The sequence below is a fragment of the Streptacidiphilus jiangxiensis genome (assembly GCF_900109465.1).
Taxonomy (GTDB): Bacteria; Actinomycetota; Actinomycetes; order Streptomycetales; family Streptomycetaceae; genus Streptacidiphilus; species Streptacidiphilus jiangxiensis.
This window is the reverse complement of sequence record NZ_FOAZ01000015.1, coordinates 233777-257957: the sequence shown is the minus strand read 5'-3', so window position 1 is coordinate 257957 and position 24181 is coordinate 233777. Positions and strand designations below refer to the sequence as shown.

The following is a 24181-nucleotide window of genomic DNA, read 5'->3' as shown; positions in this document are numbered from 1 at the left end:
CCCAGGGGTAATATCCGGTATTAGACCTCGTTTCCAAGGCTTGTCCCAGAGTGCAGGGCAGATTGCCCACGTGTTACTCACCCGTTCGCCACTGATCCACCCCGAAGGGCTTCACCGTTCGACTTGCATGTGTTAAGCACGCCGCCAGCGTTCGTCCTGAGCCAGGATCAAACTCTCCGTGAATGCTTTACATTCGCGCAGAGCGGTGCAACACCTGCTGGAATGAGCAGGCTTGCACACAGCGTCCTCGCTGAAAATTTGTTCTCAAAAGTAACTGGCGTTGACTTTTGGCACGCTGTTGAGTTCTCAAGGAACGAGGCGTTTTCCGCGCCGTTCTGTGTTTCGTCCCGGTCGGCGCCGGGCACAACGAGAAAGTTACACACCTCCGCGTCGGGGAGCAAATCGGCGCTGGTCACCCGGATGACGTAGAGTCTCCGAGGCGCTTAGTGGTCTAGACCTCTCGCCGATCATGCCCGGTACCGGGCGCGCGGGCCCCTCTGTGGGCCTGCGAAGTGGGGACTTTCGGTCCCATCTGTCCGTAGTTGACATGATTTAGGCTGATCTCCGACGCAGGCCCTTCGGCCTGCGCGCGGGTTTCCGCCACTCGACGAGGAGGCTCAACCATGACGACCGTCACGTCCCCCCTGGCCGGCGAGGCGATCGGGCTCGCGAACGTTCCCGACCCCGTGTTCTCAGGCGCCATGGTCGGTCCGGGCACCGCGATCAAGCCGAACCCGGGTCCCGGTGAGGCGGTCTCCCCCGTCGACGGCACGATCGTCTCCATGCACCCGCACGCCTTCGTCGTCCTCGACGACCAGGGCCACGGTGTGCTGACGCACCTCGGTATCGACACCGTTCAGCTCAACGGCGAGGGTTTCGAGCTGCTGGTCGAGAAGGGCGACACCGTCAAGCGCGGCCAGCCGGTCATCAAGTGGAACCCGACCGCGGTGGAGGCCGCCGGCAAGTCGTCGATCTGCCCGATCGTGGCGCTGGAGGCGGCACCGGAGCAGCTCTCCGAGGTGGCGGACGCGGGACAGCTCGCGGCGGGCGACACCCTTTTCCAGTGGCAGTAGCGACGGACACCCGCGCAAACAGCTGAACCCTTCGACGGAGACTCAAAGCGGAGACCGGTGAGATGACAGAGACCCTGCAGGGCGTAGGCGTGAGCCACGGCGTGGCGATCGGCCAGGTGCGGCACATGGGCACGGCGGTGCTGGAGCCCGAAGCCAGGCAGATCCCGACCGAGGACGCGGCGCGCGAGCAGGCGCGGGCCCGGCAGGCGGTCGACGCGGTGGCCGCCGACCTGCAGGCGCGGGGCAACCTCGCCGGCGGCGAGGCGCAGGCGGTGCTGGAGGCCCAGGCGCTGATGGCGCAGGACCCGGAGCTGATGGCGGACGTCGAGCGGCGGATCACCGTCGGCAGTTCGGCGGAGCGTGCGGTCTACGACGCGTTCGCGGCCTACCGGGCGCTTCTCGCGGCCGCCGGGGACTACCTCGCCGGGCGCGTCGCCGATCTGGACGATGTGCGCAACCGCATCGTGGCGCGGCTGATGGGCGTGCCGATGCCGGGCGTGCCGGACAGCGACGAGCCGTACGTGCTGTTCGCCCGGGATCTGGCGCCGGCCGACACGGCGCTGCTGGATCCGACGCTGGTGCTGGGCTTCGTGACCGAGGAGGGCGGGCCGACCAGCCACAGCGCGATCCTCGCGCGTGCGCTCGGTGTGCCGGCGGTCGTGGCGCTGCCGGGTGCGACGGACACGGCCGAGGGTGTGCTGGTCGCTGTCGACGGCAGCACGGGCGCAGTGATCGTGGACCCGACGCAGTCCGTGCAGGACGCGTTGCGCCGAGAAGCGGAGGAGCGGAAGGCGGCGTTGGCGGCGTCGACGGGTCCGGGGCAGACGTCGGACGGGCACAAGGTGCCGCTGCTGGCGAACGTCGGCGGTCCGGCGGACGTGCCGGCGGCCGTGGAGGCGGGGGCCGAGGGTGTCGGTCTCTTCCGTACGGAGTTCCTCTTCCTGGACGACTCGAAGAAGGCGCCGTCCGAGCAGGCGCAGGTCGAGTCGTACCGCAAGGTGCTGGAGGCGTTCCCGCAGGGCCGGGTGGTCGTGCGGGTGCTGGACGCGGGCGCGGACAAGCCGCTGGAGTTTCTGACTCCGGCGGACGAGCCGAACCCCGCTCTCGGTGTGCGCGGTCTGCGGACGCTGCTGGAGCACCCGGAGGTGCTGGAGACGCAGCTGCGGGCGCTGGCCCGGGCGGCGGAGGGGCTGCCGGTCTACCTGGAGGTCATGGCGCCGATGGTGGCCGACCGCCAGGACGCGAAGGCGTTCGCGGACGCCTGCCGCAAGGCCGGTCTGCGGGCGAAGTTCGGGGCGATGGTGGAGATCCCCTCCGCCGCGCTGCGGGCACGTTCGATCCTGCAGGAGGTGGAGTTCCTCTCCCTGGGCACGAACGACCTGGCGCAGTACACGTTCGCGGCGGACCGGCAGGTCGGTGCGGTCGCGCGGCTGCAGGACCCGTGGCAGCCGGCGCTGCTGGACCTGATCGCGTTCTCGGCGGAGGCCGCGAAGGCGGAGGGCAAGAGCTGCGGCGTCTGCGGCGAGGCGGCGGCGGATCCGGTGCTGGCCTGTGTGCTGACCGGTCTGGGCGTGACGAGTCTGTCGATGGGCGCGGCGTCGATCCCGTACGTGCGGGCGAAGCTGGCCAAGGTGACCCTGGCGCAGTGCGAGCGTGCGGCGGCGGCCGCACGGGCGACGGACAGTGCGGCCGACGCGCGCGCGGCGGCGAGCCAGGTGCTGTCCGGGGAGTGACGCCCGGACTCGGCTAAACGGTTGACTGAGCGGTTGTGGGGCCCTCGTCCTTCGGGACGGGGGCCTTCTGCGTGCGCGCCTCGGTGCTGACCACGAGGCAGACGCCGGCCACGACGATCGCGCCGCCGAGGGCGATCGGCCAGGTCACGGGCTCGTCGAGAATCAGCCAGCCCAGGGCCACGGCGACCACGGGGTTGACGTAGGCGTAGGTGGCGACGAGCGACAGCGAGGCGTTCTGGAGCAGCCAGGCGAAGGCGCTGAAGGCGATGAGCGAGCCGAAGACGGCGAGGTAGGCGAGGGCGAGCCAGGAGCTGGTGCTGAACGAGCCGAGGTGGACGTGCTCGTGGCGGACCAGGCTGAGCAGCAGGTCGCCGAGGCCGCCGGCGAGCATCTCGTAGGCGCTGGCGGTGAAGGGGCTGGCCGGCATGGGCAGGCGGGAGGAGAGGAAAGAGCCGATCGACCAGAGCAGCGCGGCGGCCAGGACCAGCAGGATGCCGGTGAGCCGCACGCCGCCGGAGCTGCCGGGGAGGGTGAGCACGGCGAGCCCGCAGAAGCCGAGCAGCACGCCGCCGAAGGTCGCGGCGCGCGGGCGGTCGCCGAAGCTGGTGCGCAGGAGGATGACCCAGAGCGGCACGCTCGCGACCAGCAGTGCGGCGAGTCCGGAGGGGATGCGGGTCTCGGCCAGGACGACGAGCCCGTTGCCGCCGACCAGCAGGAGCAGCCCGACGAGGACGGCCGAGGCCAGTCGGCGCCGGTCGATCTTCAGCGCCGCCGGTCCGGAACGCCAGGCGATGATCCCGGCGAGCAGCAGGCCCGCGGTGAGGAAGCGCAGCGCCGCGGAGAAGAACGGCGGCATGGTCTCGACGACGATGCGGATGGCGAGGTAGGTCGAGCCCCACACGACGTAGACGATCCCGAGGGCCGTCCAGAGCGTGGCCTGCGGTCGGCGGGTGTCCTCGTTCGACGAGTGGGCGGGGGCGGCGGGGGCTCCGGTGCGGGTCGAGGCGGTGGCCGCGTCACGCGTCATGGGCGTACCTCTCTGACGGGTCTGTACAGCGATCCTGGCGCAAAGGAGCGTTCCTCCGCTACGGGGATGACGCCACGTGTCCGCCATGCGAGACCAATCTTCTCGTTTTGTGAGACTTGATCTAGCGTTCCGACTGGGAGGTAGACATGACCGAGCATCAGAACCACTACACGCACGGCTATCACGCCTCGGTGCTGCGCTCGCACCGGTGGCGGACGGTCGAGAACTCCGCGGCGTACCTGCTGCCGGAGCTGAAGCCGGGCCAGACCCTGCTGGACGTGGGTTGCGGCCCCGGCACGATCACGGCCGGGCTGGCCGAGCGGGTGGGCGCGGGACTGGTCACCGCTGTGGACAGTTCGGCGGAGGTGCTCGCACAGGCGGCGCAGGCCGTCCCGGAGGCTGCCGGGGTCCGCTTCGAGACGGCGGACGTCCACGCCCTGCCGTTCCCCGACGCCTCCTTCGACGTCGTCCACGCCCACCAGGTGCTGCAGCATGTCGCCGACCCGGTGCTCGCGCTGCGCGAGATGCGCCGCGTCTGCCGCGCCGGCGGCGTGATCGCCGTCAGGGATTCGGACTACGCGGGCTTCACCTGGTTCCCGCAGCTGCCCGAGCTGGACGAGTGGAACGCCCTGTACCACCGCGTGGCCCGTGCGAACCGGGGCGAGCCGGACGCGGGCCGCATGCTGCGCGCGTGGGCGCTGGCGGCGGGCTTCGAGGCCGAGCGCGTCGAGGCGTCGTCGTCCACCTGGTGCTTCGCCGCGGACGAGGACCGCGCGTGGTGGGGCGGGATGTGGGCGGAGCGGATCGTCTCCTCCGGGATCGCCGAGCAGGCGGTGGAGGAGGGCTTCGCCACCCGGGAGGATCTGGAGAAACTCTCAAAGGGCTGGCAGACGTGGGCAGCGGACGAGCGCGGCTGGTTCAGCGTCCTCCACGGCGAGCTCTTGTACCGGGCGTAGTTGCACATTCCAGGGGCGCGAGGAACTGCGCGACAAGCCACCGACGAGCAGATGGTCCCCCAGTAGCAGGGCCATCCGCACATCGTTGGTTTCTCGCGCAGTTCCTCGCGCCCCTACGGCTATCGCCGGTACTGCTCGAAGATGCGCAGCGAGTCCGGGTTGTCGATGGAGCCCGGGTTGACCGCCTTCTCCAGCGGCGTGCCGCCGAGAATCCGCTTCACCGGGACCTCGATGCGCTTGCCCGTCAGGGTGTGCGGCAGGGACGGGACCGCGATGATCTCGTCCGGGACGTGGCGCGGGGAGAGCTGCGTCCGCAGGGCCTCGCGGACCTCGGCGCGCAGGGCGTCGTCCAGTTCCGCGCCCTCCGCGAGGACGACGAACAGCGGCATCCAGTAGCCGCCGTTCGGCTCCTCCAGGCCGATGACCAGGGACTCCTTGATCTGCGGGAGGCGCTCGACGACCTCGTAGATGTCCGAGGAGCCCATCCGCACGCCCTGCCGGTTGAGCGTCGAGTCGGAGCGGCCGTGGATGACGACCGTGCCGCGCTCGGTCACGGTGATCCAGTCGCCGTGGCGCCAGGTCCCCGGGAACATCTCGAAGTAGCTCTCGCGGTAGCGCACGCCCTCCGGGTCGTTCCAGAAACCGATCGGCATCGAGGGGATCGGCTTGGTGACGACCAACTCGCCGACCTCCTCGACGACCGGCTTGCCGCTCGCGTCCCAGGCCTCGACCGCCGCGCCCAGGCTGGGAGCCTGGATCTCGCCGAGGTAGACGGGCAGCGTTGGCACGCCGCCGACGAAGCAGCTGCAGACGTCGGTGCCGCCGCTCACGGAGGCGAGCCAGACGTCCGTGCTGATCTCGTCGTAGATCCAGCGGAAGCCGTCCGGGGGCAGCGGCGAGCCGGTGGTGCCGATGGCACGGAGCTTGGACAGGTCCAGGTCGCGGCCGGGGTGCACCTCGGCCTTCTTGCAGGCCATGACGTACGCCGCGGAGGTGCCGTAGACGGTCACGCCGGTCGCGGCGGCGATGCGCCACTGCGCGTCCGGCGTCGGGTAGCCGGGGCTGCCGTCGTAGGTGACGATGCTCGCGCCCACCAGCAGACCGGCGAGCAGGAAGTTCCACATCATCCAGCCGGTGGAGGTGTACCAGAAGAAGCGGTCCTCCGGCCCGAGGTCCAGGTGCAGCCCGGCCTGCTTGAGGTGCTCGACGGTGATGCCGCCGTGGCTCTGCACGATCGCCTTGGGCAGGCCCGTCGTGCCGGACGAGTACAGCACCCACAGCGGGTGGTCGAAGGGCAGCTGCTCGAAGACCGGCACGGCCGGGGCGGAGGTCAGCGCCTCCCACTCCAGCGCGCCCTCGGGCGCCGCACCGCCGAGCAGCGGGATGTGGACGACGTGGCGCAGCGAGGGCAGCTCGCCGCGCAGCTCGGCGACGACGCCGGTGCGGTCGTGCTCCTTACCGCCGTAGCGGTAGCCGTCGACGGCGAACAGCAGCACCGGCTCCATCTGCTGGAACCGGTCCAGCACGCTGCGCGCGCCGAAGTCGGGCGCGCAGGAGGTCCACACCGCGCCGACGGCGGCGGTGGCGAGCAGGGCGACGGCGGCCTGCGGCACGTTCGGCACGTAGGCGCTCACGCGGTCACCGGGGCCGACGCCCAGGCGGCGCAGCTCGGCGGCCAGCGAGCCGACCTGGCGCCGCAGCTCGGACCAGGTGGTGACGCGCGGCTGCTCGCTGCCCTCCTCGACGTGCAGGATCGCCGGGCTGTCGGCGTTGTGCGGGTCCTCGCCGTGGCGCAGGACGTGCTGCGCGTAGTTGAGCCGCGCGCCGGGGAACCACTCGGCTCCGGGCATGGTGGCGTCACCGAGGACGGCGGTGGGCGGGGTGGTGAAGCGCACGTCGAACCACTGGGTCAGCGCGCTCCAGAAGTCCTCGAGATGCTCGACGGACCAGCGGTGGAAGTGCGCGTAGTCGGCCTCGGCCTTCGCGCCGGCCGGCTTGGGGGCACCGTAGTACTCGGCCGCGAAGCGGTGGAAGGCGGCGAGCCTCGATGCCGTGGCACGGGCCGGGTCGGGCTGCCACAGGGGGGTGATCTCGTCGCTGCTCATACGCTGTGCGTGCCTCCGCGGTCCGGCGCCCTGCACGTCCTCGGGCAGTTGGGAACGCCTGTGCAGAATCTGCCACGAAGGCGGGGCGGCACGCCAGGCAGGTTGACCCACGGATCCTCGTAAGCTGTGCGGCGCCGCCCGGTGGAGGCGGTTCACGAGGGGGCGTCGATGCTCTTCAAGCACAAGCACCTGCTGGACGAACTGCGCAAGCGCGGCCGGACCGCACCCGCCGAGATCATCTCGGTCAGGACCGTGGGCGGCGGCAACAACCTGCGGGCGATGTGGGCCTCGGACGAGGACCTGACCGCCCAGTGGATGAACTGCTGGATGCACCTGCGGGTGGTCCCGAAGAACCGCGCGGAGCCGCCGTTCGAGGCGACGGTGCTGACCCGGATGCACACCCTTCCGCTCGAGGGAGGCGTCGTGCCGGTCTGGTACGACCCGGAGGACCACGCCCGGGTGGTCATGGACTACGAGGCCGACGTCCAGGGCAAGATGCACAACCTGGCCCACGGCGACCTGCTCATGCACCGCTACGACCAGCGCCTCGGGCTGGCCTGGACGCCCGTCCGGGACGAGCTGCTGCCGGTCATGGTGATGGCGGAACGCGGACGCGGCCGGGTGAAGGCGACCGGCCGCCTCGGGGCGCTGTTCGGTCCGACCGCCGACGCCGCCGTGGCGGCGGTCCGCGGCGCGGCGCCGCGGCTGCTGCCGCAGCTCGGCGCGGACTGGTTCGCCCACCACGACCTCAGCGTCGAGGAGCCGTACGGCGACATCCCCCGCGGCACGACGGCCGACGACGCGGCGGGGGCCGGTCTGGCGATCGCGGTGGCCCTGGTCTCGCTCCTGGGCGGCCATCTGGTCCGCGCGGAGGTGGCGGTCACCGGCCGGCTCGCCGCCGACGGACGGCTCGAACCGGTGACGGACCTGCGGGGCCGGGCCCATGCCGCGCACAAGATCTACGCGACGCAGCTGGTGGTGCCGGCCGGCAACCAGGCGGACGGGCACGGCTCAGCAGAGACAGGCCTGGAGCTCTCCTTCGCCACCGATCTCGACGAAGCCGTCCACGCCTGCCTGGCCCGCCACGCCCTGCGCACCTTCGTCCCCCCGGCCTGAGACCCCGCCAGGCGCCGGGCGGCAGGCGCCGGGCGCCGGGCGGCGGGCGGCGGGCGGCGGGCGGCGGGCGGCGGGCGGCGGGCGCGCCTGAGGATGGCCACAACTGAGCCGGTCGGCTTCATCCCCCGGCCTGAGACCCCGGCAGGCGCCGGGCGGCGGGCACGCCTGAGGGATGGCCGCAGCCGAGCCGGCCGGTGGGGCCGGGCCGGCGTTCCGGCCGGGAGTAGGGGCCCTCGGCCCCGCCCGGCCGCCTGGCCGGGCGGGGCCGGCTCGGGCTGGTGTGGGGGGCTCAACCGGCCGGGGTGAGCGTCCGGTGCGGTGTGTCGCGGGTGCGCGCGAACGTGGCGTCGCTCGTGCGGGGGCCGTGGGAGGTCAGCAGGACCGGCAGGCCGAGGGCGTCGCTGATGCCCTCGGCCCAGCGGGACGGGCGTTCCAAGCGGGCTGGGCGGGTGCGCAGGAGTCGCTCGGTCAGGGCCCGGCGGCGGGCGAGGTCGCCCGGCGGCGCGGGGGTCAGGTCCCGGATCTCGCCGCCCTCGACGCGGTAGGCGTCACAGAGGCGCAGACCTCGCGCCCGGGCGGCCGCGTCCAGGTGGGTGACCACGAGGACATCCGCTCCCCCGGCCACGGTGAGGGCGTAGCGATGGGCCACCGCGTCGAAGTGGCCGCGGCGGAACGCGCCCTGCCAGGGACCGGTCGCGTTGTGCGGTTCGGGGAGGTGCGGGTCGAGGGCGGGGTCCTCGGTGACCAGCGGGCCGGGACCGTGCCGGGTGGTGGAGGTCCGGACGACGCCGAGTCGCAGCACGTCCCCTGCCCCGGCCGCGCCCGCCTCGGCGAGCAGCGTCGTCGCGTTGGCGAAGGTGGTGGTGGACCAGGTGGTGTAGGGGTGGAAGCCGTACCACTCGTCCAGCAGGACGCCCTGGGCGCCCTCGAGGACGACCCGCTCGCGCGCGAGCACCTGCGGCAGGTGCCGCTCGTCCGTCATCCGGACCGTGCCCGCGAACGCCCGGTAGGCGCGCACGCAGTCCTCGATCGGCGGGCCCAACCGCTCGACAGGGAGCTGCAGTTCGTCGGCGAGGCGTTCCCGCAGCACGGCCAGCCTGGCGGTCAGGCGCAGCGGCGCGGCGCAGTCGCCGACGGCCGGCGCGGACTCGGGGTTGGCCAGGGCGTAGGCGGCGGTCTCCCCGACGCCCATGCCGCACGAGCCGTGCCGGGCCGCACCGCGGGCCTGTTCGCGCAGGCGGTTGGCGGCGGCGTGGTAGGGGGTGGCCAGCAGGGCGCGGCGGTCGACGGTCAGCCCCCCGAGAGGGTCGTCGACGCCGATGGCCGTCAGGTGCGCCGCCTCGGCGGACAGCGCGAGCGGGTCGACCAGCACGAACCGGGACAGGTGCGTACGCACGCCGGGCACCAGAGCCCCTGAGCCGAACTGGGCGAAGGTGTGGTGGCGGCCGTCGTCGGCGACGACGTTGTGGGCCGCCTGCGCACCGCCGTTGAAGCGCACCACGGTGGTGGCGCCCATCGCCCGGCACAGGCGGTCCACGGTGGCGCCCTTGCCGGCGTCGCCGAACCCGAGGTCGACGACGACGGCGTGGCGCTGACGGATCTTCACAGCCGGGTGTTCCCTCGGGAGTTCCCTCGGACGTCCGGCCCGTCGTGGGCGGCGCCCTCGTGCTTGAGCAGCGAGACCCCCGAGACGGCGACCTCGCCGCTGCGCCGGGCGACGCCGGAGAGCGCTCGGCGGACGGCCACCCCGGCGCGTGAGCCGATGTCGGCGAGGTCGGCGAGACCCTCGTCCAGGTCGATCGCGCCCTCGCCGAGGCCGATGGTGAGCGCGATGGTCTCGCAGACGGCGTCGAGGTCGTCCAGTTCGACGACGTTGTCGCCGAGCAGGGTCCGCCAGCGGCCCAGCACCTGGTCGTTGCCGACGTAGGAGGAGCCGGCCGGCAGGACGAAGTACACGTCCCAGCGGCGCGTCAGCTCCTGCAGCAGCACCTCGACGGGGATGTCCTCCGGCAGGCGCTCGCCGAAGACCTCGTGGACCTGGGCGGCCGACACGCGGCCGTAGGGCAGTTCGTCGCCGATGACGAAGAGGTAGCCTCGGCGGCCGCGCTTCTCGTGACAGTCGATGGCGGTGTGGCGGGCCATGGCGTACATCGCGAGCTCGTACGACTCGTGCATCTGTCCGCCGCCGCCACCCTCGAGGAAGATCTGCCCGAGGTTGTCGTCCATGCGGTTGTCCGACTCGAACTGGCCGAGCTGGAGCGGCACCCGGTCGCAGGTGGCGTCGCCGATGGCGCCGAAGAGGATCTGCGGGTCACGGACGTAGCCCTTGCGCAGCAGCAGGCCGAAGAGCTCCGGCAGCTTGGTCTGGAGCACCCTCGGCACGGTGCCCATGGAGCCGGTGACGTCGAAGAGCACGGCGACGGCCTGGGAGTCCGGGTGCTCGGCGCTGTCGCGGCTCTCGCGGACGGTCAGGCCGAAGGGGTCGAGCTGCGGGTGCGCGCGCCACAGGTGGCGCGGACCGCGGCGGGCCCGGTCGCTGTAGTCGAAGGCGCCGATCCCGTGGGTGGCACGGTAGTTCGCGGCGGCGGTGTAGACGTCGGTGTCCCAGCGTCCGCTTCCCATGTGGTTCTCCCCGTTCGGTGGTGGTCGCTGTCGAGTCGGTGGTGGTCGGTGGTGGTCGGTGCCGGGTCGGCGTCGTGGCCGGACCGCCGTTCACGCGGCGGGCAGGCGCAGGGGGCGGAAGGTGCGTGGTCCGTAGAGGCGTTCCAGCAGCCGGTCGAGTTCGGCGAGGAGCCGCCACGCGTCGTGCGGCCGGCGCGGCTCGGCCGGCAGCATGCAGCCGGCCAGGAAGCTCCGCATCTGCGGTGGGGCCTGCTCACCCATGAGTTCGGCGATGCAGGAGCTGGCGAGGTGGATGTCGGTGGCCTCGGTGACGGGCCGACGCGCGGCCACCTCGGGCGGGTAGCGGTCGCGGTGGCGCTCGACGAGCGCGGGCGCCGGTGTGGGCGCCCCGGTGGCCGCGTAGCACCAGTCGACCAGCACCAGGCCGTGTTCCACGGGCTGGATCATGACGTGCTCCGGCAGGACCGCGCCGTGGCGGACCCGGGTGCGGTGCGCGTGCCCGAGCGCGACGAGCAGGCGCCGCCAGATCCAGGCCGCGTCGCGCGGGTCCAGCCCGTCGGGGAACGCCTGGCGCAGCTGCGCCAGGGTGAGAAAGCCGTCCAGCCGCAGCAGCGCGTTGACGCGGCGTGGCACGGCGGCCGGATCGGCGGGGTCGGCATGGGTGAAGGTCTCGACGAGCGTGGGCACATAGCTCTGGAACCGGGGCTCGCCATGGCGAGCCAGCCAGGCCAGGGCGTGGGCCTCGCGTTCCATCAGGTCGTTGTCGGCCGGTGTCCGAGGCGTCTTCAGCACGGCGTCCAGGACGGGTCCGAGGCCGCCCCGGGTGCGGTAGCGCGCGGCCCGCAGGACGGCGACGTCGCCGGTGGCCAGCGGCTCGCCCACCTCGTAACTGTGGCGACGGGTCGTCAGGAGGCTTTCAGGCGCGGGCTGTCGACTCACCCGGAGCTGGTTCAGCGCGGCGCAGGCGGCCGCCGCCTCGGCGCGGCGACCGGGTGGCGCGGTGTCCGGGTGCAGCAGACGCGCGAGGCGCCGGTAGCGGCGGGCGGCGGCCTCCGGGTCGGCGACCGGGCCGAACAGGTCGTCCGCGCTCCTCGCCGCGGCAAGGGCGGCCAGCGCCTCGTCGAAGGTGCGCGGCCGCGGTGGTCCGAACCGCGGTCCGAACGGTGGATCAGTCGGTGGCTCGCTCAACGCACTCCCTCCTCACGGTCGGGGCGCAGCAGCGCCGGGTGGAGCAGGCGGGCGTCCCCGGCCCGGTAGATCCGGGCTCGCGGGCCGCCGCGGGAGCCGCCGCGTTCGGCGGTCTCGCCGGTGCTCTCCACGAAGCCGGGCACGGAGAGCACCTTGCGGTGGAAGTTGCCGGGGTGGAGCTTCTCCCCCCAGATCTCCTCGTAGACGGTGCGGAGTTCGGGGATGGTGAACTCCGGTGCGAGGAAGGTCGTGGCCAGCGGCGTGTACTCGAGCTTGGCGCGGGCGCGGTCGAGGGCGTCGGCCAGGATCCGCGCGTGGTCGAACGCGAGCTCGCGGCCGGTGGCGTCCCGGTCGCCGGTCCCACCCCCGTGGGGACCGGCGACCGGAGTCCAGACGGCGCGGGCGGCGTCGCCGCCGGCGCGCGGGTCGGGAAGGTCGGGTGCGAAGGCCAGGTAGGCCACGGAGACGACGTGCATGCGCGGGTCCCGCTCGGGCGCACCGTAGGAACCCAACTGCTCCAGGTGCACACGGCGCAGCGCGCCGGAGCTGAGCCCCGTCTCCTCGGCGAGCTCGCGCGCGGCGGCCTCGTCGAGTCCCTCCTCGCCCGCCTTCACGAAGCCGCCCGGCAGCGCCCAGCACCCCCGGAACGGCGGCGCGGCGCGTTCGACGAGCAGCACGTTGAGCCGGCCCTCGCGCAGGGTCAGCACCACGATGTCGACGGTCAGCGCGATCGCGGGGAACGCGCGCGGGTCGTAGGCAGCCAGGAACGCGGCCTCGTCGGTGCGGTCGGGCTGCGCGTCCATGGCCTGGCTCCGTTGTTCTCGGACTGAGTATTTCTCGAACTGAGAACAACGTAGCGCGCGAGGCTGCCACACGCCACCCCCTTTCACCCGGCGCGCCCCACGGTCAGTCGCGCAGCGCCGCCACCACCACCAGCACTTCCTTCGTCAACTCCGGCCCCACAGGCCCGTGCTGGTTCATCAGCCGGTACCACATCGCACCGAAGACCAGGTCCACCACCGTCGGGACGGGCACCTTCCAGCCCCCCGCGCCCTGGCGCCCCAGCACCTCCGCCAGGAGTGCGCGCCGCCCCGCGATGTACGCGCGCATCGTCGTCGACAGCTCCGTGTCCGCGAAGGCGTCCGACAGCAGGCCGAGCAGGACGTCGGCGACGGGCGCCTTGTCGGCCAGCGCGAAGGTCTGATCGAGGAAGACCCGCAGGTCGGCGACCGGGTCGCCGCTCGCCGGGGGCGCGCCGTGGGCGGCGCCGATCTCGCCCATCGCCTCGATCAGCACCGCGCCGCGGGTCGGCCACCAGCGGTAGACCGTCTGGCGCCCGACGCCGGCCTCCTCCGCGATCGCCTTCATCGTCACGGCCGCGTACCCGTCGCGGACGGCGAGGGCGAGGGCGGCGTCGAGGACCGCGCGGTGGGCGTCCGCACTGCGCGGCCGACCGGGGGACTTGTTCTCCATGGCCTTCTCCATGACCCGACTTTACAAGACACGATGTCTCGATACATAATCGAGGCACGATGTCTCGTAATGAGGCGGGGGCAACGAGAAGTGGGGAAGCACATGTCACACACGTCGGAGCGCGTCGTCGTCCTCGGCGGCACCTCGGGGATCGGGCTGGCGACGGCGGACCTGCTGCTGGACCGGGGGTTCGAGGTCGTCATCGCCGGCCGCAGCGAGGAGCGCCTCGCCCGGGCGCTCAAGGAACTCGACGAGAAGGGCGCCGGCCGGCCGGTCACCGGCAAGGCGGTGGACGCGACGGACCTGACGCAGCTCAACGCGCTCTTCGCCGAGGTCGGGGCGTTCGACCACCTCGTCGTCACCGTCACGCGCAACGGCGGGGTCACCTCACTCGCCGACCTGCAGGCCGGCCTGGTGCGCGAGCACGCCGAGGGCAAGCTGATCCCGCACCTGCTCAGTGTCCAGTCCGCGCTGGGCACCCTGCGGGCGGACGGGTCGGTCACGCTCGTCGGCGCGGTCAGCTCCCAGCTGAGCGGGGCGGGCCTGGTGGTCCTGGCCGCGATGAACTCGGCCGTGGAGACGGCCTCGCGCGTCCTCGCCGCGGAGCTCGCGCCGCGCCGGGTCAACGCGGTCTCCCCCGGCGTCATCGAGACGCCGTGGTGGGACTGGGTCCCGCAGGAGGTCCGCGCGGAGACCGTCGCCGGCGCGGCGAGCGGAACCGCGGTCGGCCGCGCGGGCCGCCCGGAAGAGGTCGCACACGCGATCGCGTTCCTGGTGGAGAACACCTACACCACCGGTGTCGTCCTGCCGGTCGACGGCGGCGCCCGGCTGAACGTGCCGCGCTGACCCCGCAGGCGCGCGGCAAGGACGGAGCCCGGGATGCGGACGCGTCCCGGGCTCCGTCGGCGCGCGGGGTTAGGGTGAGCACGACGTCGACGGGGCGGGTCCGCCGGAGCTTCGGCAGGCCCGCCCCGCGCCGTCCGACCAGCCCTTTCGCTCCGCCCGGAGGTTCCCGTGACGTCCCCTCGGATCCCGCTCGCCGCCGCTCTCGCCGAGGGGCCGGTGGTGCTGGACGGCGGCATGTCCAACGAGCTCGCGGCCGACGGGCACGACCTCTCCGACGCCCTGTGGTCGGCGCGCCTGCTGCGCGACGCGCCCGACGCGGTCGCCGCGGTGCACCGCCGCTACTACGCGGCGGGCGCGCAGGTCGCGATCACCGCGAGCTACCAGGCCAGTTTCGAGGGCTTCGCCCGGGTCGGCGTCGACCGCGCGGAGGCGGAGGAGCTGCTGCGGCGCAGCGTCACCCTCGCGCGTGAGGCATCCGGCAGCGCTCCCGAGCGCTGGGTGGCCGCCTCCGTCGGCCCCTACGGCGCGGTCCTGGCCGACGGCTCCGAGTACGTGGGCCGCTACGGCCTCACCCACGCCCAGCTGCGTGCGTTCCACGCGCCGCGCGCGGAGGTCCTCGCCTCGGCCGCGCCGGACGTGCTCGCCGTCGAGACCATCCCCGACGTCGACGAGGCGGCGGCCGTCCTGGACGCGGTGGCCGGCCTCGACGTGCCCGTCTGGCTCTCCTACAGCGCGGCCGAGGGCCGCACGCGAGCCGGCCAGCCGCTCGCGGAGGCGTTCGCGCTCGCCCGCGACAACGCCCAGGTCATCGCGGTCGGCGTCAACTGCCTCGCCCCGGAGGAGGCGGCCGACGCCGTCGCCCTGGCGGCGGAGACCACCGGCAAGCCGGTCGTCGTCTACCCCAACAGCGGCGAGGGCTGGGACGCCACGGCCCGCGCCTGGACCGGACCGGCCACCTTCTCCCCCGACCGGGTCTCCACCTGGCTCGCCTCCGGCGCCCTCCTCCTCGGCGGCTGCTGCCGCGTCGGCGCCGATCAGATCGCCGCGCTGGCCAAGGAGTTGCACTGAGCCCGGGACCCGGTGGTCACCTCGCGCCGTCGCCGAGGACGGACGCGAGCCCCGAGAAGTCGTAGGCGGTGACGGCCTGCGGGTCGAGCGCGAGGGCGAGGCGGCGGCGGTTCGCCTCGTCCAGGTCAGGGAGGTCCCGCAGGCCGAACCAGCGCACCTCGGTCGACTCGTCGTCGTTGACCCGCGCCTCGCCGCCCACCGCACGGCAGCGGAAGGTCAGTTCCAGGTACTGCGTCCGGTCGCCGTTGGGGTAGACGACAGGACCGGACACCGTGACGGAGGTGAGGGCCTCCGGCTCCGCGACCACGCCCGTCTCCTCGAAGCACTCCCGCACCACCGCGTCGGCCGGCTGCTCGCCCGGGTCGATGATGCCGCCGACCAGAGCCCACTGGCCGTTGTCCGCGCGACGCCCCAGCAGCACCCGGCTGCCGTCGGCATCCAGCACCACCGCGATCGCACAGCTGAGCCAGAGCGGACGGGTGCCGACGAGTGCACGCAATTCGGAGACGAACTCAGGGGTAGCCATGCCGGGGATCCTAGACGGGCGACCGCGCAGGCCCGCATGGGCGCGAGGAACGGGCGACAGTTCTGGCAGACTCTGTGTCAAGCAAAGCAGCGTCGGCATTGTCGAACGATGTTCCCAACAGTAAGTGCGCGGAGGTACCTCGATGGCCGGGTCGATCCAGTCGCTGGAGCGCGCGGCAGCGATCCTGCGGCTGCTCGCCGGCGGTGAGCGGCGGCTCGGTCTCTCGGACGTGGCGAACGCGCTCGGCCTGGCCAAGGGGACCGCGCACGGGATCCTGCGCACCCTGCAACAGGAGGGCTTCGTCGAGCAGGACCCGGACTCCGGCAAGTACCAGCTCGGCGCCGAGCTGCTGCGTCTGGGACAGAGCTACCTCGACGTGCACGAGCTGCGCGCCCGCGCGCTGGTGTGGGCGGACGACCTGGCCCGGGCCAGCGGGGAGACCGTCTATCTGGGCGTGCTGCACCAGCGGGGGGTGCTGATCGTGCACCACGTGTTCCGACCGGACGACACCCGGCAGGTGCTGGAGGTCGGCAGCATGCAGCCACTGCACAGCACCGCGCTCGGCAAGGTGCTGACCGCGTTCGACCCGGTGGCCCGCGCCGAGCTGGTCGAGAGCGAGCGGGAGGCGTTCACCGCCCACACGGTCACCGACCTGGACGTGATCGACGCCGAGGCCGCGGCGATCCGCGAGCGCGGCTGGGCCGCGGCGGTCGAGGAGACCTGGGCCGGGGTGGCCTCCATCGGCGCGCTGATCCAGGACCGGCGGCGCAACCCCGTGGGCGCGGTCGCGTTGAACGGGCCGGTCGAGCGGGTCTGCACGACGGGCCCGGACGGCAGGATCGGCCCGGTCCGGCCCGACCTGGTCGTCTCCGTCCGCGAGGCGGCCCGCGCCATCTCCCGGGACCTGGGCGCGCCCCGCTTCTAGCCCTTCCGCTCCCCCGCTCCCCCCAACTCCCCAGCCCGCAGCCGGAACGACCGGCGTGGGCCGTTCGGCGTGTTCGCGTGCGCCGGTTCACACCTTTTGCCTGGCTCGGTGCAGGCGTGATCGCAGCCTTGACGCACGCCTTACACCCACGTAGTTTTCGCACAGCGGTCGACATTGTCGAACGCGAGCCGCAATACGCACCCTGGGAGCCGCTGTGTCCGACAGCCACATCTTCTTCGGCGAACTGATCGGTACCGCCGTCCTCATCCTGCTCGGCGGTGGGGTCTGCGCCGCTGTCACCCTGAAGCGGTCCAAGGCGGAGGGCGCGGGCTGGCTGGCCATCACCTTCGGCTGGGGCTTCGCCGTGCTGGTGGCCGCCTACACGTCCAGCACGCTGTCCGGCGCCCACCTCAACCCGGCCGTCACCATCGCCATCGCGGTCAAGACCGGCGACTGGAGCCACGTCCCGCTCTACCTGGCCGGCCAGTTCGTCGGCGCGGCGATCGGCGCGTTCCTGGTCTGGCTCACCTACCTCGGCCAGTTCAACGAGAACGACGAGCCCACCCTCGGCATCTTCGCGACCGGCCCCGAGATCCGGAACCCGATCCAGAACATCGTCACCGAGGCCATCGGCACCGCCGTGCTCTGCCTGCTGATCCTCACCCAGGGCCTCAACAAGGAGCTCGGCCTGTCCGGCCTGGGCATCCTGATCACCTCGCTGACGGTCGTCGGCATCGGCCTGTCGCTCGGCGGCCCGACCGGCTACGCCATCAACCCGTTCCGCGACCTGGCGCCGCGCCTGGTCCACTCGCTGCTGCCGATCCCGAAGAAGGGCGGCTCCGACTGGAGCTACGCCTGGATCCCGGTCGTCGGCCCGGTCATCGGCGCCCTGATCGCCGGCGGCCTCTACAACGCGGCCTTCGCGTAACACACCGCACAAGGCATCGCGTAAGCCAGGCTTCTGCGCAGTACGCCAGGCTTCTCCCGAGGCACCACCCCCGCACCTGCCCGCCACTCGTCAACGAGGACGCCATGACCACCAGCAACGGCCAGTACATCGCGGCCATCGACCAGGGAACGACCTCCAGCCGCTGCATCGTCTTCGGTGCCGACGGCCGGATCGTCGCGGTCGACCAGCAGGAGCACAGCCAGATCTTCCCCCAGCCCGGCTGGGTGGAGCACGACGCCGAGGAGATCTGGACCCGGGTCCAGTCCGTCGTCTCCGGCGCGCTGGCCAAGGCCGGGCTCACCCGTGACGACATCCGCGCCATCGGCATCACCAACCAGCGCGAGACCACCGTCCTGTGGGACAAGAACACCGGCAAGCCGGTCCACAACGCCCTGGTGTGGCAGGACACCCGCACCGAGGAGCTCTGCAAGGAGCTCGGCCGCAACGTCGGCCAGGACCGCTTCCGCCGCGAGACCGGGCTCCCGCTCGCGAGCTACTTCGCCGGCCCCAAGATCCGCTGGCTGCTGGACAACGTCGAGGGCCTGCGCGAGCGCGCCGAGCGCGGCGAGATCCTCTTCGGCACCATGGACACCTGGGTCATCTGGAACCTGACCGGTGGCGTCGACGGCGGCAAGCACGTCACCGACGTGACCAACGCGTCCCGCACCATGCTGATGAACCTGCACACGCTCCAGTGGGACGAGTCGATCGCGCAGTCCATGGACGTGCCGCTGTCCGTCCTGCCGGAGATCCGCTCCTCCGCCGAGATCTACGGCGAGGCCGTCGGCGAGCTGGCGGGCGTGCCCGTCGCCTCCGCACTGGGCGACCAGCAGGCGGCGCTGTTCGGACAGACCTGCTTCGACATCGGCGAGGCCAAGTCCACCTACGGCACCGGCACCTTCCTGCTGCTCAACACCGGCGAGAAGATCGTCAACTCCTACCACGGCCTGCTGACCACGGTCGGCTACCGGATCGGTGACCAGGCCCCGGTGTACGCGCTGGAGGGCTCCATCGCCGTCACCGGCTCGCTGGTGCAGTGGCTGCGCGACCAGCTCGGCATCATCTCCACCGCCGCCGAGATCGAGACGCTGGCCTCGACGGTGGAGGACAACGGCGGCGCCTACATCGTCCCGGCCTTCTCCGGCCTGTTCGCGCCGTACTGGCGCTCGGACGCCCGTGGCGTGATCACCGGCCTGACCCGCTACGTGACCAAGGGTCACCTGGCCCGCGCCGTGCTGGAGGCCACCGCCTGGCAGACCCGCGAGGTCGTCGACGCGATGGAGAAGGACTCCGGCGTCACGCTCTCCGCGCTCAAGGTCGACGGCGGCATGACCAGCAACAACCTGCTCATGCAGAACATCGCGGACGTGCTCGACGTCCCGGTCGAGCGCCCGTACGTCGCCGAGACCACCGCGCTGGGCGCCGCCTACGCGGCCGGCCTCGCCGTCGGCTTCTGGCCCGACCTCGACACCCTGCGCGCCAACTGGCACCGCGCCGCGGAGTGGACCCCGCGGATGGACGAGGCGACGCGCGAGCGCGAGTACAAGAACTGGCTCAAGGCCGTCGAGCGGACCATGGGCTGGATCGAGGAGGACCAGCCGTCGGGCCACTGACGTCCCGACGCCCACCGCAGGACCACCGGCGCGGCGCGGCCCCTCTCGGGGGGAGGGGCTCCGCCGCGCCACCGGCACGACCTTCAGGAATTCGAGGGAACTTCCCACATGCACACCATGCCGACCCTTGGGGCCAACCGCACGGCCGACCGCGCGCAGACGCGGGAGCTGCTCAGCAGCGCCACCTACGACCTGCTGATCATCGGCGGTGGCATCCTGGGCACGGCCGTCGCCTGGACGGCGGCGCAGTCCGGCCTGCGGGTCGCGATGGTCGACGCCGGCGACTTCGCCGGGGCCACCTCCAGCGCCTCGTCCAAGCTCGTCCACGGCGGTCTGCGCTACCTGCAGACCGGCGCGGTGAAGCTGGTCGCGGAGAACCACAAGGAGCGCCGGGCGCTGTCCACCGACGTCGCGCCGCACCTGGTCAACCCGCTCACCTTCTTCGTGCCGGTCTACAAGGGCGGCCCGCACTCCGCGCCGAAGCTCGGCGCGGGCGTCTTCCTCTACTCCGCGCTGTCCGCGTTCCGCGACGGCATGGGCCACGTGGCCACCGCCGCCCGCGCCGGCCAGGCCGTCCCGGCGCTGAAGACCGAGGGCCTGCGGTCCGTCGCCGTCTACGGCGACCACCAGATGAACGACTCCCGCGTGGCCGTGATGACGGTCCGCGCCGCCGTCGACTCCGGCGCGGTCGTGCTCAACCACGCCGAGGTCAAGGGCCTGCGCTTCACCGGGGGCCGGGTCACCGGCGCCGAGGTGCGCGACCGGCTGACGGGCGAGGAGTTCGGCGTCGACGCGCGGCTGGTGCTGAACGCCACCGGCCCGTGGGTGGACCACCTGCGCGCGATGGAGGACGCGAACGCCGCGCCCAGCATCCGCCTGTCCAAGGGCGCGCACGTGGTGCTCAGGCGCAAGGCGCCCTGGAACGCGGCGCTGACCATCCCGATCGACAAGTACCGCGTCTCCTTCGCCATCCCGTGGGAGGACCACGTCCTGCTCGGCACGACGGACGAGGAGTACACCGGCGACCCGGCCGACGTGCGCGCCACCCAGGCCGACGTCGACCAGATCCTCGGCGAGGCCGCGCACGCGATCCGCGACGAGCACCTGGACCGGGACCTGATCACCTACTCCTTCGCCGGCCTGCGCGTCCTGCCCGGTGGCCCGGGCCAGACGGCCGCCGCCAAGCGGGAGACCGTCGTCACCGAGGGCCGCGGCGGCATGCTGTCGGTGGCGGGCGGCAAGTGGACGACCTACCGTCACATCGGCCGCGTGGTGCTCGACAAGCTCGCGCACGTCCCCGGCACGGGCCTCGCGGAAGACATGTCGACCATCCCGCGCACCGTCCCGCTGCCGGGCGTCGCCAGCCCGAACGCCGTCGCCCACCGCCTGCTGGTCGACCGCGAGCCCGGCGCCCGGATGGACCCGCTGGTCGCCCGTCACCTGGCCACCCACTACGGCACGCTCTCCTTCGACCTGGCCCGCATGATCGACGATGACCCCTCGCTCGGCCGCCGGATCCACCCGGACGGACCGGACGTGTGGGCGCAGGTCGCGTACGCCGTCGACCACGAGTGGGCCGCCACCGCCGACGACGTGCTGCGCCGCCGCACCACGAGCACGGTCCGCGGCCTGGACACCCCCGAGGTCCGCGCCGAGATCGACGCCTTCCTGGCAACCCGCCTCCCGCAGGCCTGACCGTCCTTCCGCTTTTCCCCTGGTTCCGCTTTTCCCCTGGCCCCGCCGTCGTCGACGGCGGGGCCTGCGCGTATGGTGAACCCGAACGCTTTTTGAACGCGTTCAATACCGTGCACAAGGGGGCGGGCGCAATGAAGGTGGTACTTCCCGGCGGGACCGGGCAGGTCGGCGCGATCCTGGACCGGGCCCTGACGGCCGCGGGCCACGAGGTGGTCGTGCTCACCCGCACACCGACCCGGGAGCGGCAGCTCGCCTGGGACGGCCGCACCCTCGGCCCGTGGGCGGAGGCCGTCGACGGGGCGGACCTCGTGGTGAACCTCGCCGGCCGCAGCGTCAGCTGCCGCTACACGGAAGCCAACCTCCAGCAGATGATGGACTCCCGAGTCGAGTCCGCGCGCGTGGTCGGCGAGGCGATCGCGAAGGCCGGGCGCCCGCCGCGCGTCTGGATGCAGATGAGCACGGCCACGGTCTACGCCCACCGGTTCGACGCCCCGAACGACGAGGCGACGGGCCTGATCGGCGGCACCGAGCCGGACGTGCCGGGCTACTGGGAGTACAGCGTCCGCATCGCTCGGAACTGGGAACGCGAACAGGAGCTGGCCGCCACCCCGCAGACCCGCAAGGTCGCCCTGCGCGCCGCGATGGTGATGAGCCCCGACCGCGGCGGCGTCTTCGACGTGCTGTCGTGGCTGGCCCGCCTGGGCCTCGGCGGCCCGGTGGCGGGCGGACGGCAGTACGTCTCGTGGATCCACGACGTGGACTTCGTGCGGGCCGTGCTGTTCCTTGCGGAGCACGACGACATCGACGGTCCGGTCAACCTCGCCGCGCCGCAGCCGCTGCCGCAGCGGGAGTTCATGCGGGCCCTGCGGCGGCGCTGGTCCGTGCCGGTCGGCCTGCCGGCCACCCGCTGGATGGCCGAGCTCGGCGCGTTCGCGCTGCGCACCGACACCGAGCTGCTGCTGAAGAGCCGCCGGGTGGTGCCCGGCCGCCTGCGCGAGGCGGGGTTCCGTTTCGAGCACGCGCAGTGGACGGAGGCTGCGGAGGATCTGGTCCACCGCCGCCGGATCGCAGCGCCTTCCGAAACGATCCAGACGGGTGGACCGGGAGGGCCAACGATCCCCCACGGCGTTGCGCGTACGGGGGAGAAACCATGGGACGAGCAGGTCCGCCAGCCTTGAGGTGGCGGGCGGTCGCCGTCGGCCGGCGCGTGTCCGCGGAGCGCCCACCGGCTGCGCCGGGGCTGCTCCGGTCGCTGGACCCGCAGCGCTGGCTCAGCGCCGACCAGGCGTTCCACCGCCCGCCGCACTCTCGACGCGGCGACGGGCACCGCCCTCATCGCCTTCGGCCTCGACCTGGGCCTCGCAGACCACTGAGAGGCGGACCACCGAGAGAGGGCCCGGCGGTCGGGGTGTCCGCCGGGCCCGGTGCGATCGGCTCTCAGCAGGTGAAGTCGATCTGCTCGAAGGTCGCGTAGTGGTCGTCGGTGTAGTAGTCGATCTGGTCCGGCACGTCCACGACGATGCGGCGCGCGCCGCGGGTCGGGCTGCCCGGGGTGACCACGGTGTACTCGTGGTAGTAGCCGTAGGGCTCGCTCGGCAGGACGCCCTCGTAGTTGGAGAAGACGGAGTCGTCCTGGCTGTACGGGTACGGCCCGCCCTGGGCGATCAGGTTCAGGGTGTCGTCGGCCTGCGACGGCAGCGCGGACTGGCAGACGGTTCCGCTGACGTCGGCGTGCGCGCTGGTGGCGGGCAGCAGAACGGGGGCGGTCGCGGCGAGAAGACCGGCGGCGAGGAGAAGGGCGGCGTGGCGCGGGTTCAACGCGCGTAGAGAGATGTTCATGCCAACGAGTCTCCGGGTGAGCCGCCGGCATTGGAAGGGAACATGACACCTCTTCACAGGAAGTTTGCTGTGCAACATCTGATCGTGCAGAAGATGTCGCGCGGGTGACGCGCGTAGCGCCCCGGCGCCGCCGCCCCGAGCCGCCGACGCGCGCCGCGCGTGCGTCCGGACGACACTGGAGAGGCCCGACCCCACCCACGAGGAGCGGCCCCATGCTCGCGGTCTTCCTGTTCCTGCTGCTGATCGCGGTCGTCTGCGGGTTTCTCGGCGTGATCGTCAAAGGCCTGTTCTGGCTGCTGATCATCGGCTGCGTGGTCTTCGTCCTCGCCGTGCTCTTCGTCGGTCTGCGCCTCGGACGCCGCCTCGGCCGCCGCGACGCGGCCAAGCACTCCAAGCCGGCTGAGCCGCAGTCGCCCACCCAGCCCTGAAATCCCTTTGCCAGGACCGCACTCGCGTCCTGACACTCGGTCCATGCTGGGATTCGTCAGAACGGACAACGAAGCCCTGGTCTCCTGCCTGGGCGATCCGCAGCGCACCGTCGCTGCCCACCACGAGCTGCTGCGACGCGGCGCCGACGCGCTGGACGCGATCCGCACCGGCCTGCGGAGCGGTGACGCCGCCGCGCGCGAGGGCTGCTGCCGCCTGCTCGACCACCTGGTCGACCTCGACTCCATGGGCGAGCTCGCCATGATGGCCGACGACCCCGAAACCCGCGCGTCCGGATCGCCGCCTTCCATGCCCTGGCCTGCGACCGCTGCAAGGGCGACACCTGCGCGCCCGGGGCCGGGCTGGTGCTCGAGCCCGCGCTGCGCCACCTCGCCACCGATCCGGACGAGCACGTCCGGGCACGGGCGGCCGAGCTGGTCGGCCGCTTCGTCCACACCGACGCCCGAGCGGCCGCCGCGCTCGAGCGGTCGCACACTCAGGACCCGAGCCCCACGGTGCGCAAGAAGGCCGGCTGGTACGCGCCGGGCGGCACCATCCACACGCGCACCCGTCCACGCACTCGCCCGCGCAGCCGGAAACATGACGCCGCCCCTACGCTGATGCCGTGACGGATGACGCGTTGATCCCGGCCTCCGCCGTCGAGGAGGCGGTGGTGCGCTGCACGGGCTGCGGCCGCCCCCTGCGCGACCCGGCCTCCCGCGCCCGGGGCCACGGGCCCGTCTGCACCGAACTCCGCCTCCCCGAACCGCCGCGAGGACGCCAGCAGGAGGCAATCCCGGGCCTTTGAAAGGGACGGAGAAAAACTCGGCGGCGCGAGCGGCTCTTCCTCCGATACGGTTTCACTCGTTCGCCTGGCGCGAACTCCAGAAAGCACCTCCCGGTGCGAAGGTCCCGGCTACTTCCTTTCCAGAAATCCGCCGGAGACCATCACTGACCTCGGGAGGAACATGCACGGGTGCCCGGTGCGCAGGCAACGGATC

At 72.5% G+C, this 24181-nt stretch carries 23 protein-coding genes and 1 rRNA gene; 14 read left to right on the top strand and 10 right to left on the bottom strand.

Annotated elements, in window-relative coordinates; translation table 11 throughout:
• Nucleotides 1-183 (bottom strand): 16S ribosomal RNA (locus BMY61_RS27195); the annotation flags it as partial.
• A gap of 440 nt (nucleotides 184-623) precedes the next feature.
• Between BMY61_RS27195 and BMY61_RS27190 the strand changes: the two genes are divergently transcribed.
• Both BMY61_RS27190 and ptsP read left to right on the top strand, forming a co-directional pair.
• Nucleotides 624-1073, top strand: a complete 450-nt coding sequence (locus BMY61_RS27190) for a PTS sugar transporter subunit IIA (RefSeq protein ID WP_042461368.1) — start codon at nucleotides 624-626, stop codon at nucleotides 1071-1073.
• A 62-nt stretch (nucleotides 1074-1135) separates the two neighbouring features.
• A complete protein-coding gene (ptsP, locus tag BMY61_RS27185; RefSeq protein WP_042461365.1) occupies nucleotides 1136-2806 on the top strand; it encodes a phosphoenolpyruvate--protein phosphotransferase in 1671 nt (556 codons plus the stop codon).
• Nucleotides 2807-2819: 13 nt separating this feature from the next.
• Here ptsP and BMY61_RS27180 read toward each other — a convergent pair whose 3' ends face one another.
• On the bottom strand, nucleotides 2820-3833 hold the full coding sequence (locus BMY61_RS27180) for an EamA family transporter (RefSeq protein WP_042461362.1): 1014 nt from the start codon (nucleotides 3831-3833) through the stop codon (nucleotides 2820-2822).
• A gap of 146 nt (nucleotides 3834-3979) precedes the next feature.
• Here BMY61_RS27180 and BMY61_RS27175 point away from each other — a divergent pair, with 146 nt between their 5' ends.
• Nucleotides 3980-4789 carry a class I SAM-dependent methyltransferase gene (locus BMY61_RS27175; RefSeq protein WP_042461359.1) on the top strand — a complete coding sequence of 270 codons (810 nt, stop codon included), beginning with the start codon at nucleotides 3980-3982 and terminating at the stop codon, nucleotides 4787-4789.
• 119 nt (nucleotides 4790-4908) lie between these two features.
• Here the strand turns inward: BMY61_RS27175 and BMY61_RS27170 are convergent, their stop codons facing one another.
• Nucleotides 4909-6894 (bottom strand): acetoacetate--CoA ligase, encoded by a 1986-nt coding sequence (locus BMY61_RS27170; protein ID WP_042461356.1) that lies wholly within the window; start codon nucleotides 6892-6894, stop codon nucleotides 4909-4911.
• Between the two features lie 168 nt (nucleotides 6895-7062).
• Between BMY61_RS27170 and BMY61_RS27165 the strand changes: the two genes are divergently transcribed.
• Nucleotides 7063-8010 carry a S16 family serine protease gene (locus tag BMY61_RS27165; protein ID WP_075004080.1) on the top strand — a complete coding sequence of 316 codons (948 nt, stop codon included), beginning with the start codon at nucleotides 7063-7065 and terminating at the stop codon, nucleotides 8008-8010.
• A 289-nt stretch (nucleotides 8011-8299) separates the two neighbouring features.
• On the opposite strand, the gene BMY61_RS27160 is transcribed toward BMY61_RS27165, so the two are convergent.
• The 5 genes from BMY61_RS27160 to BMY61_RS27140 form a co-directional block, all read right to left on the bottom strand.
• A complete protein-coding gene (locus tag BMY61_RS27160) occupies nucleotides 8300-9616 on the bottom strand; it encodes an adenylosuccinate synthetase (protein WP_236656091.1) in 1317 nt (438 codons plus the stop codon).
• Entirely contained in the window at nucleotides 9613-10632 is a 1020-nt protein-coding gene (locus BMY61_RS27155; RefSeq protein ID WP_042450404.1) for a hypothetical protein, read from the bottom strand. The genes BMY61_RS27160 and BMY61_RS27155 overlap by 4 nt, the downstream gene beginning before the upstream one ends.
• Before the next feature lie 90 nt (nucleotides 10633-10722).
• Nucleotides 10723-11820, bottom strand: a complete 1098-nt coding sequence (locus tag BMY61_RS27150; protein WP_201777587.1) for a BUD32 family EKC/KEOPS complex subunit — start codon at nucleotides 11818-11820, stop codon at nucleotides 10723-10725.
• Nucleotides 11817-12623: an NUDIX hydrolase gene (locus BMY61_RS27145; RefSeq protein ID WP_042450405.1), complete on the bottom strand. Its 807-nt coding sequence runs from the start codon at nucleotides 12621-12623 to the stop codon at nucleotides 11817-11819. Before BMY61_RS27145 ends, BMY61_RS27150 begins: the two co-directional genes overlap by 4 nt.
• Nucleotides 12624-12726: 103 nt before the next feature.
• Nucleotides 12727-13305, bottom strand: coding sequence for a TetR/AcrR family transcriptional regulator (locus BMY61_RS27140; protein WP_052438877.1), 579 nt, complete (start codon nucleotides 13303-13305; stop codon nucleotides 12727-12729).
• Nucleotides 13306-13395: 90 nt separating this feature from the next.
• On the opposite strand from BMY61_RS27140, the gene BMY61_RS27135 reads away from it, so the two are divergent.
• Nucleotides 13396-14139 carry an SDR family oxidoreductase gene (locus BMY61_RS27135; RefSeq protein ID WP_042450406.1) on the top strand — a complete coding sequence of 248 codons (744 nt, stop codon included), beginning with the start codon at nucleotides 13396-13398 and terminating at the stop codon, nucleotides 14137-14139.
• Nucleotides 14140-14307: 168 nt separating this feature from the next.
• Complete coding sequence (mmuM, locus tag BMY61_RS27130) at nucleotides 14308-15207, top strand: homocysteine S-methyltransferase (protein ID WP_075004079.1); 900 nt, start codon at nucleotides 14308-14310, stop codon at nucleotides 15205-15207.
• Between the two features lie 16 nt (nucleotides 15208-15223).
• On the opposite strand, the gene BMY61_RS27125 is transcribed toward mmuM, so the two are convergent.
• Complete coding sequence (locus BMY61_RS27125) at nucleotides 15224-15733, bottom strand: NUDIX hydrolase (RefSeq protein ID WP_042450407.1); 510 nt, start codon at nucleotides 15731-15733, stop codon at nucleotides 15224-15226.
• Between the two features lie 142 nt (nucleotides 15734-15875).
• Between BMY61_RS27125 and BMY61_RS27120 the strand changes: the two genes are divergently transcribed.
• The 5 genes from BMY61_RS27120 (at nucleotide 15876) to BMY61_RS27100 (ending at nucleotide 22093) form a co-directional block, all read left to right on the top strand.
• Entirely contained in the window at nucleotides 15876-16658 is a 783-nt protein-coding gene (locus BMY61_RS27120; protein ID WP_042450408.1) for an IclR family transcriptional regulator, read from the top strand.
• Between the two features lie 214 nt (nucleotides 16659-16872).
• Nucleotides 16873-17586, top strand: a complete 714-nt coding sequence (locus tag BMY61_RS27115; protein ID WP_042450410.1) for an MIP/aquaporin family protein — start codon at nucleotides 16873-16875, stop codon at nucleotides 17584-17586.
• 104 nt (nucleotides 17587-17690) lie between these two features.
• Nucleotides 17691-19220: a glycerol kinase GlpK gene (glpK, locus tag BMY61_RS27110; protein ID WP_042450411.1), complete on the top strand. Its 1530-nt coding sequence runs from the start codon at nucleotides 17691-17693 to the stop codon at nucleotides 19218-19220.
• 108 nt (nucleotides 19221-19328) lie between these two features.
• Complete coding sequence (locus BMY61_RS27105; protein ID WP_042450412.1) at nucleotides 19329-20915, top strand: glycerol-3-phosphate dehydrogenase/oxidase; 1587 nt, start codon at nucleotides 19329-19331, stop codon at nucleotides 20913-20915.
• A gap of 131 nt (nucleotides 20916-21046) precedes the next feature.
• Entirely contained in the window at nucleotides 21047-22093 is a 1047-nt protein-coding gene (locus BMY61_RS27100; protein WP_042450413.1) for a TIGR01777 family oxidoreductase, read from the top strand.
• Between the two features lie 259 nt (nucleotides 22094-22352).
• Here BMY61_RS27100 and BMY61_RS27095 read toward each other — a convergent pair whose 3' ends face one another.
• Nucleotides 22353-22754 (bottom strand): guanyl-specific ribonuclease, encoded by a 402-nt coding sequence (locus BMY61_RS27095; RefSeq protein ID WP_042450414.1) that lies wholly within the window; start codon nucleotides 22752-22754, stop codon nucleotides 22353-22355.
• 212 nt (nucleotides 22755-22966) lie between these two features.
• Between BMY61_RS27095 and BMY61_RS27090 the strand changes: the two genes are divergently transcribed.
• The 3 genes from BMY61_RS27090 (at nucleotide 22967) to BMY61_RS45275 (ending at nucleotide 23988) form a co-directional block, all read left to right on the top strand.
• Nucleotides 22967-23182 carry a hypothetical protein gene (locus BMY61_RS27090; protein ID WP_042450415.1) on the top strand — a complete coding sequence of 72 codons (216 nt, stop codon included), beginning with the start codon at nucleotides 22967-22969 and terminating at the stop codon, nucleotides 23180-23182.
• Nucleotides 23183-23386: 204 nt separating this feature from the next.
• A complete protein-coding gene (locus BMY61_RS47925) occupies nucleotides 23387-23809 on the top strand; it encodes a HEAT repeat domain-containing protein (protein WP_342342539.1) in 423 nt (140 codons plus the stop codon).
• The gene (locus BMY61_RS45275; RefSeq protein WP_042450416.1) at nucleotides 23806-23988 is read left to right on the top strand and encodes a DUF6011 domain-containing protein; all 183 of its coding nucleotides are present in this window, start codon (nucleotides 23806-23808) and stop codon (nucleotides 23986-23988) included. The genes BMY61_RS47925 and BMY61_RS45275 overlap by 4 nt, the downstream gene beginning before the upstream one ends.
• Nucleotides 23989-24181: the final 193 nt, after the last annotated feature.

Bases quoted from the DNA above. Each gene is read 5' to 3' on its own strand.
- BMY61_RS27175 (WP_042461359.1), top strand. From the start codon at position 3,980: ATGACCGAGCATCAGAACCACTACACGCACGGCTATCACGCCTCGGTG.
- BMY61_RS27165 (WP_075004080.1), top strand. From the start codon at position 7,063: ATGCTCTTCAAGCACAAGCACCTGCTGGACGAACTGCGCAAGCGCGGC.
- BMY61_RS27100 (WP_042450413.1), top strand. From the start codon at position 21,047: ATGAAGGTGGTACTTCCCGGCGGGACCGGGCAGGTCGGCGCGATCCTG.
- ptsP (WP_042461365.1), top strand. From the start codon at position 1,136: ATGACAGAGACCCTGCAGGGCGTAGGCGTGAGCCACGGCGTGGCGATC.
- BMY61_RS27180 (WP_042461362.1), bottom strand. From the start codon at position 3,833: ATGACGCGTGACGCGGCCACCGCCTCGACCCGCACCGGAGCCCCCGCC.
- BMY61_RS27170 (WP_042461356.1), bottom strand. From the start codon at position 6,894: ATGAGCAGCGACGAGATCACCCCCCTGTGGCAGCCCGACCCGGCCCGT.
- BMY61_RS27090 (WP_042450415.1), top strand. From the start codon at position 22,967: ATGCTCGCGGTCTTCCTGTTCCTGCTGCTGATCGCGGTCGTCTGCGGG.
- BMY61_RS27105 (WP_042450412.1), top strand. From the start codon at position 19,329: ATGCACACCATGCCGACCCTTGGGGCCAACCGCACGGCCGACCGCGCG.
- BMY61_RS27190 (WP_042461368.1), top strand. From the start codon at position 624: ATGACGACCGTCACGTCCCCCCTGGCCGGCGAGGCGATCGGGCTCGCG.
- BMY61_RS27125 (WP_042450407.1), bottom strand. From the start codon at position 15,733: ATGGCTACCCCTGAGTTCGTCTCCGAATTGCGTGCACTCGTCGGCACC.
- glpK (WP_042450411.1), top strand. From the start codon at position 17,691: ATGACCACCAGCAACGGCCAGTACATCGCGGCCATCGACCAGGGAACG.
- BMY61_RS27120 (WP_042450408.1), top strand. From the start codon at position 15,876: ATGGCCGGGTCGATCCAGTCGCTGGAGCGCGCGGCAGCGATCCTGCGG.
- BMY61_RS27155 (WP_042450404.1), bottom strand. From the start codon at position 10,632: ATGGGAAGCGGACGCTGGGACACCGACGTCTACACCGCCGCCGCGAAC.
- BMY61_RS27135 (WP_042450406.1), top strand. From the start codon at position 13,396: ATGTCACACACGTCGGAGCGCGTCGTCGTCCTCGGCGGCACCTCGGGG.
- BMY61_RS27140 (WP_052438877.1), bottom strand. From the start codon at position 13,305: ATGGAGAAGGCCATGGAGAACAAGTCCCCCGGTCGGCCGCGCAGTGCG.
- BMY61_RS27145 (WP_042450405.1), bottom strand. From the start codon at position 12,623: ATGGACGCGCAGCCCGACCGCACCGACGAGGCCGCGTTCCTGGCTGCC.
- BMY61_RS27095 (WP_042450414.1), bottom strand. From the start codon at position 22,754: ATGAACATCTCTCTACGCGCGTTGAACCCGCGCCACGCCGCCCTTCTC.